Origin of the sequence: Vreelandella subterranea (genome assembly GCF_900111305.1) — a bacterium.
GTDB lineage: Bacteria > Pseudomonadota > Gammaproteobacteria > Pseudomonadales > Halomonadaceae > Vreelandella > Vreelandella subterranea.
This window is the reverse complement of record NZ_FOGS01000002.1, coordinates 110,647-125,895: the sequence shown is the minus strand read 5'-3', so window position 1 is coordinate 125,895 and position 15,249 is coordinate 110,647. Positions and strand designations below refer to the sequence as shown.

General features: G+C 57.9%; 12 protein-coding genes. 10 read left to right on the top strand and 2 right to left on the bottom strand.

What is annotated here, in order from left to right; translation table 11 throughout:
• Positions 1 to 4: 4 nt before the first annotated feature.
• From mraY to lpxC, 10 genes are all read left to right on the top strand, one after another.
• On the top strand, positions 5 to 1,087 hold the full coding sequence (gene mraY, locus BMX75_RS03425; protein ID WP_092825294.1) for a phospho-N-acetylmuramoyl-pentapeptide-transferase: 1,083 nt from the start codon (positions 5 to 7) through the stop codon (positions 1,085 to 1,087).
• Positions 1,088 to 1,143: 56 nt separating this feature from the next.
• Positions 1,144 to 2,532, top strand: coding sequence for a UDP-N-acetylmuramoyl-L-alanine--D-glutamate ligase (gene murD, locus BMX75_RS03420; RefSeq protein WP_092825292.1), 1,389 nt, complete (start codon positions 1,144 to 1,146; stop codon positions 2,530 to 2,532).
• Complete coding sequence (gene ftsW / locus BMX75_RS03415) at positions 2,529 to 3,710, top strand: putative lipid II flippase FtsW (protein WP_092825290.1); 1,182 nt, start codon at positions 2,529 to 2,531, stop codon at positions 3,708 to 3,710. Before murD ends, ftsW begins: the two co-directional genes overlap by 4 nt.
• Before the next feature lie 20 nt (positions 3,711 to 3,730).
• A complete protein-coding gene (murG, locus tag BMX75_RS03410; protein ID WP_217639855.1) occupies positions 3,731 to 4,825 on the top strand; it encodes an undecaprenyldiphospho-muramoylpentapeptide beta-N-acetylglucosaminyltransferase in 1,095 nt (364 codons plus the stop codon).
• 53 nt (positions 4,826 to 4,878) lie between these two features.
• The gene (murC, locus tag BMX75_RS03405) at positions 4,879 to 6,288 is read left to right on the top strand and encodes a UDP-N-acetylmuramate--L-alanine ligase (RefSeq protein WP_092825948.1); all 1,410 of its coding nucleotides are present in this window, start codon (positions 4,879 to 4,881) and stop codon (positions 6,286 to 6,288) included.
• Positions 6,285 to 7,226 (top strand): D-alanine--D-alanine ligase, encoded by a 942-nt coding sequence (locus BMX75_RS03400; RefSeq protein WP_092825288.1) that lies wholly within the window; start codon positions 6,285 to 6,287, stop codon positions 7,224 to 7,226. The genes murC and BMX75_RS03400 overlap by 4 nt, the downstream gene beginning before the upstream one ends.
• Complete coding sequence (locus tag BMX75_RS03395) at positions 7,223 to 7,936, top strand: cell division protein FtsQ/DivIB (RefSeq protein WP_092825286.1); 714 nt, start codon at positions 7,223 to 7,225, stop codon at positions 7,934 to 7,936. Before BMX75_RS03400 ends, BMX75_RS03395 begins: the two co-directional genes overlap by 4 nt.
• A 299-nt stretch (positions 7,937 to 8,235) precedes the next feature.
• Positions 8,236 to 9,525, top strand: coding sequence for a cell division protein FtsA (gene ftsA / locus BMX75_RS03390; RefSeq protein WP_066321059.1), 1,290 nt, complete (start codon positions 8,236 to 8,238; stop codon positions 9,523 to 9,525).
• A 34-nt stretch (positions 9,526 to 9,559) separates the two neighbouring features.
• On the top strand, positions 9,560 to 10,732 hold the full coding sequence (ftsZ, locus tag BMX75_RS03385) for a cell division protein FtsZ (RefSeq protein WP_092825284.1): 1,173 nt from the start codon (positions 9,560 to 9,562) through the stop codon (positions 10,730 to 10,732).
• Positions 10,733 to 10,868: 136 nt separating this feature from the next.
• Positions 10,869 to 11,780, top strand: coding sequence for a UDP-3-O-acyl-N-acetylglucosamine deacetylase (lpxC, locus tag BMX75_RS03380; protein WP_092825282.1), 912 nt, complete (start codon positions 10,869 to 10,871; stop codon positions 11,778 to 11,780).
• Between the two features lie 76 nt (positions 11,781 to 11,856).
• Here the strand turns inward: lpxC and BMX75_RS03375 are convergent, their stop codons facing one another.
• Both BMX75_RS03375 and BMX75_RS03370 read right to left on the bottom strand, forming a co-directional pair.
• Complete coding sequence (locus tag BMX75_RS03375) at positions 11,857 to 13,866, bottom strand: CocE/NonD family hydrolase (RefSeq protein ID WP_245748332.1); 2,010 nt, start codon at positions 13,864 to 13,866, stop codon at positions 11,857 to 11,859.
• Positions 13,867 to 13,873: 7 nt separating this feature from the next.
• On the bottom strand, positions 13,874 to 15,178 hold the full coding sequence (locus tag BMX75_RS03370; protein ID WP_092825278.1) for an ATP-grasp domain-containing protein: 1,305 nt from the start codon (positions 15,176 to 15,178) through the stop codon (positions 13,874 to 13,876).
• Between the last annotated feature and the right edge of the window lie 71 nt (positions 15,179 to 15,249).

The following is a 15,249-nucleotide window of genomic DNA, read 5'->3' as shown; positions in this document are numbered from 1 at the left end:
GTCCATGTTACTTCATTTGGCGAATTTTCTGTCGCAGTATCAATCTGCCTTCCAGGTTTTCAACTACTTAACCTTGCGGGTGATCCTCGCCGCCCTGACAGCGCTGTTTCTGTGTCTGTGGCTGGGGCCCTGGGTGATAAGGCGACTGGTCGAAGGGCAAATTGGCCAGGCCGTGCGTGATGACGGTCCACAATCACACCTTTCAAAGGCCGGTACGCCGACCATGGGGGGGGCGATGATTCTGATGGCCATGGCGATCAGCACCTTGATGTGGGGGGACCTGACCAATCACTACGTATGGGTCGTGCTGGGCGTGACACTGGGTTTTGGCGCGATTGGCTGGATAGATGATTACCGCAAGGTGGTCGAGAAAAACCCCCGGGGACTGCCGGCCCGCTGGAAGTATTTCTGGCAATCGGTGGTGGGCTTGAGTGCGGCACTGATTCTTTACTTTACAGCGGCCTCGGCAGTGGAAACCAGCTTGCTGATACCGACGCTGAAAGACGTCGCGATTCCTCTGGGTATTTTTTATATCCTGTTAACCTATCTGGTGATTGTCGGTAGCTCCAATGCCGTCAACCTGACCGATGGCCTGGATGGCTTGGCCATCATGCCGACGGTGCTGGTGGCGATGGGGCTTGCGGTCTTTGCCTATGCCAGCGGCAACGCGCTTTTCGCCGACTATCTGCATATTCCGTTTATCCTGGGTACCGGTGAGCTGGCCGTTTTCTGCGCCACGATTGCGGGCGCCGGGCTGGGCTTCCTGTGGTTCAACACCTACCCTGCGCAAGTCTTTATGGGCGATGTGGGAGCGCTTGCACTGGGCGCTGCGCTTGGGGTGGTGGCTGTTATTGTCCGCCAGGAAATCGTGTTGTTCATCATGGGCGGTATTTTCGTGCTGGAGACCGTCTCAGTCATTTTGCAGGTGGGTTCTTACAAGCTGACAGGGCGGCGCATCTTTCGTATGGCGCCGTTGCATCACCACTATGAACTGAAAGGCTGGCCAGAGCCTCGGGTGATCGTGCGCTTCTGGATCATTACCGTGGTGCTGGTGCTGCTGGGGCTGGCCACGCTTAAAGTTCGTTAAGTTTTTTCATTTTCAATGTGGCCGGGCCCGACATGGGTCGGTATGAGGGAGCCGGGATGGTTCACGTTCCACCAGGAATAACGCTCGTCGTGGGGCTGGGACTCTCGGGGCGAGCGATATGCCGTCATCTGGCGCGACAGGGCGTGCCGTTCATGGTGGCGGATACTCGTGATGAACCGCCCGAAATGGCTGCGTTCTTCAATGCCCATCCTGACGTCAGTGTTCATTGCGGCCCCCTCGAGGCCCTGGATATTGAAGCGGTGGAAGAGGTCGTGGTGAGCCCGGGTGTCGACCCCCATCATCCAACGTTAGCGCCGCTGGCGGCGCAGATGAACCCTCGTACTGGCGACCCCCGGCTGGTCGGCGAAATGGCCCTGTTTGTGCGTGCGGCGTCCGCACCCATTGCCGCGATTACCGGCTCGAATGCCAAATCAAGCGTGACGACCCTGCTCGGGCAGATGGCCCAGGCATCGGGGGTCAAGGCCGCTGTGGGCGGAAATCTCGGCACCCCGGCACTGGATCTATTGGAGCAACAGCCTGACGCTGAGCTGTTCATCCTCGAACTTTCCAGTTTCCAGCTCGAAACCACCCCTCGCCTTGGAGCGGCGGTGGCCGCCTTTTTAAACTTATCGGAAGATCACCTGGATCGACACGGCGACATGCAAGGCTATCGTCGTGCCAAGCAAGCCATTTTCCGCGGTGCGCAGCATGCTGTCGTCAATGCCGAGGAGCCGATGACGTTTCCCGACGAGCCGGTGGCCGAGCTGACTCGCTTTGGCAGTCAGCCGCCAAGCGGTCGTGATCTGGGGTTAGCGTTAGAGCAGGGGCGGTTAACCCTGATGAAGGGTAAAGCGTCTTGGCTTGCCGCCGATCAGTTGGCGATGGTAGGCCAGCATCATTACCTTAACGGGTTGGCCGCTCTGGCCATGGGGGATGCACTGGAGTTTGATCGAGCGGCCATGTGCGAGGCATTAAAGGCATTCAAAGGACTGCCCCACCGCAGCGAGCTGATCGCCGAACTCGACGGCGTGAAATGGGTGAACGACAGCAAGGGGACCAACGTGGGAGCGACCCTTGCGGCCATTGAGGGCATTGGTGCCGACTTGAACGGTCGGTTGATATTGCTGGCAGGCGGTGTCGGCAAAGGGGCCGATTTTTCTCCCCTGACGGTGCCATTAAGCGCCAACGCGCGCTGCGTTATCCTGTTCGGCCAGGATGCCTCACGTCTGGATGAGGCGTTGTCAGGTCACGTCGAGACACGTCTGGTGGCGGATCTGGCGCATGCGATGCAAGAAGCGTATGCACTTGCGAAACCCGGGGACTGCGTGCTGCTGTCACCGGCCTGTGCGAGTCTGGACCAATTCGTGAATTACCAGGCAAGAGGCGATGCCTTTCGTCACTGGGTACAGCAAAAGGCACAATTCGCCAGCGAGGCAAGTTCATGAAGCGACTACAAGGTCTGCGCCAAAAATTGTCGACTCAGGGGGCGCCCTGTGATGTCTGGTTGGTCGTGGTGGCAGTGACGCTGGCCGGGTTGGGTTGGGTGATGGTGAGTTCTGCCTCTATCGGGTTGGTTGACAACAGTTATCACTATGCACAGCAACATGGTGTGTTTTTGCTGCTTGGCATAGCCGCGTGCCTGGTGATGCTGTGTCTTCCATTGGAAGTATGGCGTCAAAACGCCAGCTTGATTCTGCTTGTCAATATTTTCCTTCTCACACTGGTGTTGTTCATCGGTCAGGAAATCAACGGCAGCAAACGCTGGATTGCGCTGCCCGGTCCATTACCGAGCCTGCAGGTGTCCGAGCTCGCCAAGATTGGCTTGATTCTCTACATGGCGGCGTTTATGTCGCGCTTTACTTACGACCTCAGGCGCAAGCCGTTCAGTATGTGGCGGCCACTGGCCGTATTGACCGTGCCGGCCGGGCTATTGTTTCTGGCGCCTGATTTTGGCGGCATGGTGGTGTTTACAGCCTGCGTGATTGGCATGCTGATGATGGCGGGGGCGTCGCTAACCCTATTGATCGGTAGTGGCAGCCTGTTGGCGACGGGGGCGGTGATGATGGTGGCGCTGGAACCCTATCGGCTGGCTCGCTGGACCAGTTTTCTGGACCCTTGGGCCGATCAGTTTGCGACGGGGTATCAGTTGACCCAGGCACTGATTGCCTTTGGTCGTGGTCATGTCACCGGTACCGGGCTTGGCAACAGCGTGCAGAAGTTGCATTACCTCCCCGAGGCGCATACCGATTTCATTTTTGCAGTGGTCGCCGAAGAGTTGGGGATGTTGGGCGCCATCACCGTGGTGGTGTTATTTACGCTGTTGATTGCCCGGGCCATGTTGGTGGGGCGTCGAGCTGAGCTGTCAGGGCATCTGTTCGGCGCTTATGTCAGCTATGGTATTGGTTTCATTATTGCGGCTCAGGCGTTTATCAACATGGCGGTAAGCTCTGGGCTGCTGCCGACCAAAGGGTTGACGCTACCACTGATGAGCTATGGCGGTTCCAGCTTGCTGGTGACCGGCGTCATGATAGGTTTGTTGTTGCGCACCGATGTGGAAACGCGCCAACAGCCCAAGCGTGCCTCGACGCCCTATCGCCCGCGGCGTGAACCACGCCTCTCATAATCAAGCTTAAGGAGTTGCCTGTGACACAGCCAGCGCGCCGAGTGCTCATCATGGCAGGAGGAACCGGGGGCCACGTGATGCCTGCTTTATCGTTGGCGCGGGCCCTGATGGCTCAGGGTGTCGGAGTTGAGTGGCTGGGTAGTCCGAAAGGCATTGAAAACCGGCTGGTGCCCGACGCGGGAATCACCCTGCATACCATTGCCATTTCAGGTCTGCGCGGTAACGGCCTGGCAGGCTGGCTGAAGGCACCCTTGAACCTGGGCCGCGCGGTGCGTCAGTCCCGTCGTGTCATGGCAGAATTCAACCCTCAGGTTGTGGTGGGGTTGGGTGGCTTTGCCAGTGGCCCTGGTGGCCTGGCCGCTAGGACATTGGGCATTCCACTGGTGATCCATGAGCAGAACGCCGTGGCGGGGTTGACCAACAGGGTCCTGTCTCGCCTGGCGACCCGCACCTATGCGGCTTTTCCCCAGGCCTTTGGCCAACGGGCGGAAGTGATTGGTAATCCGGTCCGCGACGATATTGCCACCTTGGGCAATCACCCGCGCGATTCGGCGACCATGGCAGCCCGTCCTCTGCGCCTGCTGGTCGTCGGTGGTTCACTGGGTGCTGTGGCCCTCAATGAGCGACTGCCCCAAGCCATCGCCAGCCTGGAGGCTGCACAGCGGCCGGCCATATGGCATCAGGCCGGCAAGGCGCGGGATGCCGATACCGCGGCTCGGTATGCCGAGCAGGACGTCGAGGCTCGGGTTGAACCTTTTATTGATGATATGGCGGCGGCTTATGACTGGGCCGACCTGGTGGTTTGCCGTGCCGGGGCATTGACCGTTGCAGAGCTGGCAGCCGCGGCCAAGCCAGCCTTGCTGGTGCCTTTTCCATTCGCGGTGGATGATCACCAACGCGTCAATGCCCAGGTGCTTGTCGAGGCAAAAGCGGCGCTTTGCATCGTTCAGTCCGAATTGACCGCCGAGCGCCTTAGCCATGAATTGGCAAACTTATTAACGCCTGACACCCTGGCGGCGATGGCCGCTAATGCCCGCCAGGCCGCCTACCTGGAGGCAACCCAGCACTTGGTCGAGGGGTGTCTGGCTGTCATACCGCAAGGAGAGACTGTGTGACCCATTCTGAAACCAAGGCAGCATCAGCAACGCCCCCCCCCAATGGTCGCGGCATGCGTCGCATCCGGCGCATTCATTTCGTCGGCATCGGCGGTGCCGGGATGTGCGGCATCGCGGAGGTGCTAGCCAACCAGGGATACGCTGTCAGCGGCAGTGATTTAAAACCTTCGCCTGTTACCGAGCGTTTGAGCCAGTGCGGTGTCAGCATATCGATTGGTCACGCCGAGGCAAACGTGTTTGGGGCGGATGTCGTGGTTGTATCGAGCGCCATTGATCCGACGAATCCAGAAATTCGCTGGGCCCACGATCACCGCGTACCGGTGGTGCGCCGCGCTGAAATGCTCGCCGAGCTGATGCGCTTTCGCCATGGCATTGCGGTGGCTGGTACCCATGGCAAGACCACAACCACCAGCTTGACGGCAACGATACTGGGCGAGGGCGGCCTTGACCCAACCTTCGTGATCGGCGGCAAGCTGACCAGCGCGGGTGTCAATGCAAGGCTGGGTGAGGGTGATTATCTGGTGGCCGAGGCCGATGAGTCCGACGCGTCATTCCTGCACCTGCAGCCGATGGTGTCCATCGTCACCAATATCGATGCTGACCACATGGCAACCTACGGTGGTGATTTCTCGCGCCTTAAAAGCACGTTTGTCGAATTTCTTCATAATCTGCCCTTTTACGGGCTTGCAGTGCTCTGCATCGATGATGCCAATGTGCGCGAGCTCTGTGATCAGGTGAAACGCCAGTTTGTCACCTACGGGTTCGACGAGGATGCCGACTACCGAATCATCGATTTTGAGCAGCAAGGGGGCGAGGTGTCGTTTACCGCGTTGCGTCCCGGTGATGCCGACCCGCTACCCATCCGGCTGGCCATGCCTGGACGGCACAATGCATTGAACGCCATGGCGGCGATTGTGGTGGCCACCGATGCCGGTGTCAGTGATGCGGCGATCACTCGTGCCCTGGCGAACTTTGCGGGCGTGGGGCGTCGCTTCCAGGTGCATGGCCATTATCCCAGCCCGGCGGGGGGGGATGTCATGCTGGTGGATGATTATGGACACCACCCCCGGGAAGTGGATATGGTCATCCAGGCGGTTCGGGCAGGTTGGCCTGAGCGGCGCCTGGTGATGCTTTATCAGCCGCATCGTTACAGCCGCACGCGTGATTTATACGAGGATTTTGTCCGGGTGCTTTCCCAGGTGGATACGCTTGTGCTGTTGGACGTTTACAGCGCCGGCGAGGCGGTGATTCCCGGGGCAGAAGGCCGCACGCTGGCGGGTTCGATTCGTCAGCGAGGCGAGGTTGATCCGCTGTTTGTCGAGCACAAGCATGAATTGCCCAATCTGTTAAGCCACGTGCTGCGCCCCGGCGATATTTTGATTACCCAGGGCGCCGGTGATGTCGGCGGTATCTCACTGCGCCTGGCGCAAGCCCAGTTGGCATTAAATGAGGTAGACCTGTGAGCGGACGCAACTCTGAACCCCTATTCCTTGAGCGTGTTGTCGTCATCTACGGCGGTCAGTCTGCCGAGCGTGAAGTGTCCTTGAAGAGCGGTGCGGCGATTATCGCGGCGCTGGAACGCCAGGGCGTGAATGTCCAGGGCTATGACCCCCGCGAGGGTGGTTTGGTCGGCCTGGAAAGACTGGCCCCCACAGCGGTTTTTGTTGCGCTGCATGGTCGCGGCGGCGAAGACGGTACCCTACAGGGGGCGCTTGAGCTATTGGGCATTCCCTATACGGGCAGTGGTGTCCTGGCGTCGGCACTGGGGATGGATAAGCAGCGCACCAAGCAGGTATGGCATGCCCTGGCGTTGCCAACGCCGGAAAGCATCATGCTCCATGCGGATGCTGACTGGCCCGGGGTGGTCGCGCAGCTTGGTCTGCCGCTGATTGTCAAACCCGTCCATGAGGGATCGACCCTTGGCATCAGCATTGTCGACGATCAGGCGGCCCTGGAAGCCGCCTATCATGATGCCGCCCGTTTCGACGCGCGGGTCATGGCGGAGCGATTCATCCAGGGCGATGAATACACGGTGAGCCTGTTAGACGATCAAGTGCTCCCCGCTATTCGCGTTGAAGTACCGGGTGGTTTTTACGACTATGAAGCCAAATACTTGACCGATACAACGCAATACCACCTGCCGTGTGGCCTGTCCCAAGAGGATGAGGCGGCGCTGGCGGCCCTCTGCCAACAGGCATTTGCCGCCGTGGGCGGGCAGGGGTGGGGACGCGTTGACGTGATGCGTGACAGGGAGGGGCGCTTCTGGTTACTCGAAGTCAACACCGTGCCGGGTATGACCGACCACAGCCTTGTACCCCAGTCGGCTGCCCATGCCGGTATCGATTTTGATCAATTGGTGATGCGTATTCTGCAAACGGCCGGTCAAAAGAGCGCCTCATGAAAAGACGCCAGGCCTGGTTGGGTGGTTTGATGTTGGGTCTGCTGTTGGTGGCGGGTGGTCAGGCGCTCTGGCTGTGGCTTGATCGTCCCATTGAACGTGTCTCCATCCGGGGCGACTGGGACTATGTCGATGCGGATTATCTACGGACCCAGTTGGCACCTGTCGTTGAAGACAGTCAGTGGTTATCTGCTGATCTGGGGGCGTTGAGGCAACGGGCATTGCGCATTGGCTGGTTGAATGAAGTACGCATAACGCGTGAATGGCCCAATGCGCTGGTGTTTGAGTTGGTTGAGCAAACCCCGGTGGCCCGCTGGAATGACGACTTTTTGCTTAACGCAGAAGGTGAGGCCTTTGCATTCGCCCCAATGGAAGCGCCCAAGGGGTTGCCCGATATGGCTGGCCCCTCCGGTAGCAGTAAAGAAGTGCTGGATTATTATCACCAATTAACTCCGCATTTCGCAGGGCTGGATTTACGGTTAACGCAGTTGCGCCTAGAGCCGCGTGGCGCCTGGCGGTTACAGTTAAATGATAGCACCTGGGTTATGTTGGGGCGTCGTCAACATCAAGTTCGGTTGGCGCGTTTAAATGCTTCCTGGCAGCGGGAATTGAGCCGTTTAAGCGAGCGCATCCGTTATATCGATTTACGCTACCCCAATGGGGTGGCGGTGGCCTGGCATGGAGAAAGTGAATTTGATGTGCAAAAAGAGTAACACGTCGATGAAAGGGCGTTTAGCGGTGTAAAGTAAGCAGTCGCTGTCGATGAAAACCGCGCGAATGGGGTTTTATTTCGCTTTGAAGGCGACTATTGTGATGATTGACTAGTCGTAATGCGCTAATTGTTTCTATACTATGAGCCAATCGTCAATTATAAATGTTAATATTGCCGGTTAAGTTGGCTCATTGATCAGCATTGCAAAGACACAAGTTGGCACTCTTATTAACTAGTGCCCATGTAGAATTGAACGTTAATTGTTTTTTTATTTAAGCCGACAAGGAGATTTCCCGACTCATGGCAGGCTCACCCAACGCATCCAACATGGTGGTCGGGCTGGACATTGGAACGTCCAAGGTCGTCGCGATCGTCGGTCAACCAACCGACGATGGTGGAATTGAAATTGCGGGTATTGGCTCTCACCCGTCCCGGGGCATGAAACGCGGTGTGGTCATTAATATCGAATCGACCGTACAGTCGATTCAGCGCGCCGTTGAAGAAGCCGAGTTGATGGCGGGCTGCGACATTCATTCTGTCTATGTCGGCGTTGCTGGCAGCCATATCAAGTCAATGAATTCCGATGGCGTGGTGGCCATCAAAGAACGCGAAGTGACGCCCTCGGATATCGAGCGAGTGATTGACTCGGCCCGTGCCCGGGCTGTTTCAGAAGGGCAGCGGGTTCTGCATGTACTGCCGCAGGAGTTCTCGATCGACGCTCAGGGCGGCATTCGTGAACCCCTGGGAATGTCGGGAGTCCGCCTTGAGGCCCAGGTCCATCTGGTAACCGCGGCGCTCAATGCGGTGCAGAACATTGAAAAGTGTGTGCGTCGCTGTGGTTTGGATGTGGATGCCATTATCCTCGAGCAGTTGGCGTCCAGCATGGCAGTATTGACCGAGGACGAGCGCGAGCTGGGTGTTTGCATGGTCGATATTGGCGGTGGAACGACCGATATGGCGATATTCACCGAAGGCGCCATTCGTCATACGGCGGTGATTCCGATCGCGGGCGATCAGGTCACCAACGATATTGCCATGGCGTTGCGGACGCCTACACAGCACGCCGAAGAGATCAAGGTGAAATATGCTTGCGCCCTGACGCAACTGGCGGCAAGCGATGAAATGATCAAGGTACCTAGCGTTGGTGACAGGCCAGCTCGGGATCTTTCCCGGCAGGCCCTGGCCGAAGTGGTTGAGCCACGCTATGAGGAGCTTTTTACGCTGGTCAGAGACGAGCTGCGTCGCAGCGGCTATGAGGACATGGTCGCTGCCGGTATTGTGCTGACCGGCGGTACGTCACGTATGGAAGGCGTGGGCGAGCTGGCAGAAGAGATTTTTCATATGCCCGTTCGTATTGCGTGCCCGCAAAATGTCAAAGGGTTGTCAGACGTCGTACGCAACCCTATCTATGCAACGGGTGTGGGTTTACTGCATTATGCATTGCAGGAATCCCGCCATGGGCATGGTCGAGAAAGTCAACGGGGAGTCATCCCTGTACACAAGGGGCGTACTGACGTCTCCCGGCGTGACGTCAAGGATGGCAGTGCAGCGCTGGCAAGAATCAAAGGCTGGTTCAAAGGAAATTTCTGACAGGGCCGCAAGCGCGGTTCAGGAGACGGGGCTTATGTTCGAATTGGTAGATAGCGCACCCTCGAGCAGTGCGGTCATCAAAGTGGTTGGCGTTGGCGGCGGTGGTGGCAACGCTGTCAACCACATGGTCGAAAGCAACATCGAAGGCGTCGAGTTCATCTGCGCCAATACCGATGCTCAGGCGTTAAAGCGGGTATCCGCCAAGACGGTTCTGCAGCTTGGCGGGGAAATCACCAAGGGCCTGGGAGCAGGCGCTAACCCGGATGTCGGCCGTCAGGCAGCGATGGAAGATCGTGAGCGTATCGCTGAGCTTCTCAACGGCGCTGACATGGTCTTCATCACCGCTGGCATGGGCGGTGGTACAGGCACTGGTGGTGCACCCGTGGTCGCGCAGGTGGCCAAGGAATTGGGCATTCTGACGGTGGCGGTCGTGACGCGCCCCTTCCCGTTTGAAGGGCCCAAGCGTATGCGCGCGGCAGAAGAGGGCATGAAAGAGCTCTCGGAGCATGTGGATTCGCTGATCACCATTCCCAACGAGAAACTGCTTTCTGTGCTGGGCAAAAACGCCACCTTGTTGACCGCCTTCAGCGCAGCCAACGATGTGCTGCTGGGCGCTGTCCAGGGCATTGCCGAGCTGATTACCAGCCCGGGCATTATCAACGTCGACTTTGCCGACGTGCGCACGGTGATGTCCGAGATGGGCATGGCGATGATGGGCACCGGCGGTGCGACTGGTGAGAACCGTGCTCGTGAAGCCGCCGAAAAGGCCATTCGCAGCCCGCTGCTGGAAGATATCGATCTGCACGGTGCGCGCGGCATCCTGGTCAACATCACAGCCGGTCCAGACCTCTCGATTGGTGAGTTCAACGACGTGGGTGCCACGGTACAGGAATTTGCCTCCCAGGAAGCGACGATCGTCGTGGGAACTTCCATCGACATGGAAATGTCCGACGAGCTGCGTGTCACAGTCGTGGCGGCAGGCTTGGACGGTGGTCAGCCGAAAGCGGCAACCCGTGAACCGGCTCGCCGTGCGGCTGAAACCTCGGCAGATTACCGCAAGCTGCAGCAGCCCACGGTAATGCGCCAGCAGGCAAGCAGCCGTGCCGAAGCTGCGGAAAGCACGCCTGCACGCCCTGAAAAGCGTCGCGCTGCGGATGCTGACGATTATCTTGACATTCCCGCGTTCCTGCGCCGCCAGGCGGATTGATACAAGCTATCAGGTTCATGCTACCGACAAACGAGAGTTTTATTGGTCAAAATTCTCGTTTGCTGTTAAAGTGAACACTGTTTGATAACTTTCATCCCTTGCGGTTATCCCCGTTATTAGAGTTCGACCACTGCCCATGATCAGACAACGCACCTTACAAAATATCATTCGTGCCACCGGAGTGGGTTTACACTCGGGTAAGAAAGTTCATATGGCTTTGCGTCCGGCGCCCGCTAATACGGGGATTGTGTTTGTCAGAACGGACCTGGAGCCAATGGCCCAGGTGCCTGCCCGCGCAGCGTTGGTTGAAGATACCAAGCTGTGTACTGCACTCAGCTATCAGGGTGTCAAAGTGGCGACTGTCGAACATTTGATGTCGGCGTTTGCTGGATTGGGCATCGACAATGCGTATGTCGATGTTAGCGCCCCAGAAGTACCTATCATGGACGGCAGTGCAAGCCCGTTCGTCTTCCTGATTCAATCGGCGGGTATTCTGGAGCAGGAAGCAGCCAAGAAATTTATTCGCATCAAGCGTCCGGTCAGCGTGACAGAAGACGATAAAGAGGCGACTTTCCTGCCCCATCAGGGGTTCAAGGTTTCCTTTGCCATCGACTTTGATCACCCGGTGTTCGACCAGCAAAAGCAAACGGCACTGATCGACTTTTCGACGACCTCCTTCGTTAAAGAAGTCTCCCGGGCGCGTACCTTCGGGTTTATGCGCGACCTTGAATTCTTGCGCTCTAACAACCTGGCATTAGGCGGAAGCCTGGATAATGCGATCGTTGTCGATGACTATCGAATCGTCAACGAGGGCGGGTTGCGCTACGAAGACGAGTTTGTCAAGCACAAGGTGCTGGATGCCATTGGTGACCTGTACCAGTTGGGGCATAGCCTGATTGGCGAGTTCCGTGGTGTTAAGTCGGGCCACGCATTGAACAATCAACTGTGTCGCGAGTTACTTGCTCAGCCCGATGCCTATGAAATTGTCACCTTTGAAGAAGAAAAAGCGGTTGCACCGATTTCCTACTCGGCACCTGCCATGGCGTAGTGCTAGCCTTGCTGGATGGATCTCCCAAAAACGCACCGCCCAGGCGGTGCGTTTTTCGTTCATGGACCGCAATGATTTAAAGAAAGCGTCTTGGGATGGATTTTGAAAAGTTGCGTGAAAACACTCGCCGGTTGTTCTCGTAAGCATCCAGCTCAGCATCTATCAGGAAACGTTCGCTGTCCGACGTGAGCAAAGTGCGCGTCCGGGTGCGTACATCCCAATCTTGTCGCTGTAGTTGACGCTCAGCCACCACCTCGCCGCGTATCGACTGGAAGTCGTCGCCTTCATGTGAGTAGAGTTCCCGAGTACGATCAGTAATCACCAGATCGATATCCTCAAGGTGATAGCGCCCCTCGTCCTTGATGACTTCAAGGGTAGAGTGATTGGTTTGTAGATCCCGGTGAATCAGCCAGCGGTGTTCGCCAGGTTCCAGTTGGGTTACTGGCGGCGGTGTCGGTGCGGTCGGCGCTTCAAAGGCTACTTCGTCATCCTCTGGCTGCGGCTGGCGAGTCGGCAGCCACAGGCGACACTCCTGAGTATGCAAGGTTAACTGGCTTGGTTCTGGTGATGGCCAAGCCAGGGGCCAATAGGAACTGGATACCGCCAAGCGTAGGCTGTGACCGGCGGGGAATACCTGACCTAGATCGTTGAGTTTTACCCGGATGCGGTAGAGCTGGCCTGGTACCAGGGGCTGGGCGCGATCATGGCCGGCCCAGTGGTTGAGGTTATACAGACCATAGGTACAGCGGGTAGCCTTGCCATCAGGCGCTACGTCCGAAAGTCGCACTGCAACCATGCCGACCGGCTTATCGCAGGCAAGCACAAGGTCTACCTCCGGGGCGCCCAGCAGCGTTAGATCCTGTTCCAAAGGCTGGCTGTCGAACACCAGCGAACCACCGTCTTCCTCGCGCTGGTCATGGGGTAAGTCTGGGCCTGCGGCATAGGAGCACCATTTGCCAGCAAAGAAACCTACGCTAAGAGGTGACTGCACGGTAAGCGCAGCGGTTTCTTCAGGTTCCTCCTGCTTTTGGATCAGCCGCCCGGGGGCCAGTCGAAAAGACCAGGTTACCACATTGCTAGACGGCCAGTGGTGCTCAGCCACCCAGCGACCAGGACGATGCCGGTAATGGGCGCTGGGTTGCATGCTGTCCTGTACCCAGGCGCGCAGTTTGGGTTCGCGGTCGATGCCAGTGTCGCGATCCTTGAGCCAGCGATCCCACCAGCGTAGTAGTTCTTGTTGAAAGGCGATGGCCGGACCAGGCACGCCCTGGTGAGGATATTTGTGGCTCCAGGGGCCGATCAGGCCGAGCCGGGGAACCTTCAGATGCTCGAGTAGCCGGAAGACGGCGTTGGTATATCCGTCCGCCCACCCGCTGACCGCCATGACCGGACAGCGGATAGCATCATAGTTCTCGCAGACGGAGCCGTGTTGCCAATAGGCGTCGCGCTGCTGATGGGACAACCATTTCTCCAGCCATAGGCCGCTACCTTCCAGGCGCTGATGCCACAGGTCTCGCCATTGAGAACCGACCAGCTGCGGATCCGGCGGCAGGCTGTTGAAAGCGAACATCACCGATGCCCAGGAAAGATTGTCGCCGAGTAGGCAGCCGCCCATGTAATGCACATCGTCCGCATAGCGGTCGTCGGTGGCGGACACTGCCACTACCGCCTGAAGCGCCTTTGGACGGCGTGCAGCAATCTGCAGGCCATTGAAGCCGCCCCATGAGATGCCCAGCATGCCGACACGGCCATTGCACCAGGGTTGTGAGGCTAGCCAGTCGATCACCGCCTCGCCGTCGTCAAGCTCTTGTGGCAGGTATTCGTCACTCAGCACGCCGCTCGAATCGCCGCTGCCACGAAGATCTACCCGTACGCTGACGTAGCCGTTGGCGGCAAACCAGGGGTGCATGGTCGCATCCCGTGTTCGGGTGAAATCACGCTTGCGGTAGGGGATGTACTCAAGGATCGCTGGTACGGGATGCTGTTCGGCGTCTGCTGGTAACCAAATACGGGCGGCCAGTTCCACTCCGTCTCTCATGGGAATCGAGACATGCTCGAGCTGACGTACACGATGTTTGGCTTCCATCATCACCTCATTCATAGTTGGTAGCCACGCGTTGTGAGAACCTGAAGCCCAGTATCTGCATGGCTTCATGAAAGTGGCGGGTCAACTCCTCGCGGCTGTTACCTCCAAGGAAGAGGTCGCCGAGTTCGAAGCTGTAACTGTCCTGGTTGGGCAGGTCGGACAGCTCCATGCCTTCATGGACATGGCTGAAAAACAGCGCATCGGGGAAACGTTGACGCAATCTTGCCAAGTCATCGTCGGTGGGGGCCCGGGTAACCCTAGCTGGGGCATAGACCCGGGGCATGAACTTGGCAGCATAGCGCCAGCGGCCTGCGCCGCGCCGGAAGCGAGGTTCACGACCCAGTGCCACATCGATGGCCACTTCGTGGTGAGAGGCGCCATCTACCAGCGCGAACAGGGGGGAGTGGGACTTGGAAATGCGCGGGTTGATCTCCAGAATACGTAGCTTGTCGAGTTCCTCGTCCCATAAAAACTCGATATTGAAGGGTGTATGACGAAGTCCCAGGTGCCTTACTATGCGGCAACTGGCCTCTTCCATGCGCTGGCCTACTTCTTCGGGCAGGTCCGACGGATAGTGATAACCGACGAAGCTCACCTGATTGGGCCCGCGCAGGGAGTCGATAATCGCGTAGGTTTGCGGCTCACCGTCTAGCACATAGCCTTCCACCGTCGTGCCGCGTCCGCTTATGATGCCTTCGGCGATGCAGAACTTGCCGTTCAGCAAGGCGCGGCGCTGGCCCAAATGGGCGCGTTGCATCAGCGTGTTGAAGGGGGCTGCGAACTTGTCGATACCGGCGCGAATCTGCTGCAAGGCGTGTTTGAGATCTTCGCGTCCATCCACCCGGAACCCAAGGGTGCTGGAGAATGCCACAACCGGTTTCAGCCAGAAGGGATAGGGTAACGGTGGATCGTCTGCTACGGCATCATCACGGGGGTCGACCAGCGCAAACGGCGGCAACAGTTCGGGAATGATTTCTTCCCCGACCAGGCGAGTGGCATATTTGTTTTCGCATAGCAGTACCGATTCCAGCGATGGGCCGTTCAGCCCCAATTGCGCCTGTAGCAAGGGGAGCAGGCTGGTGGTGGGAAAATCCCAGTGGCCAATTATCGCGTCCACGCCGCCTTCAATCTCCGACAGTTCCCGCTGGGCACTGTGCAGAAACTCCTCAATGGGATAACGATCGGGGTTGACGATATGGTGGTAGGGGATCAGGCCGTGAAAACAATAGTTGTCGGCACCACGTACGTCTTCCAGAAGCTGGCGATGGAAATCGTCGAGCCCGATCACGGCGATATTCTTGCCATCACTCATGGTGTCCTCCAAGTGTTTTCCTGGAAAGACGAGACTTAACTCCTTATTAAATAGGTTAAAAAAAGCTTGAA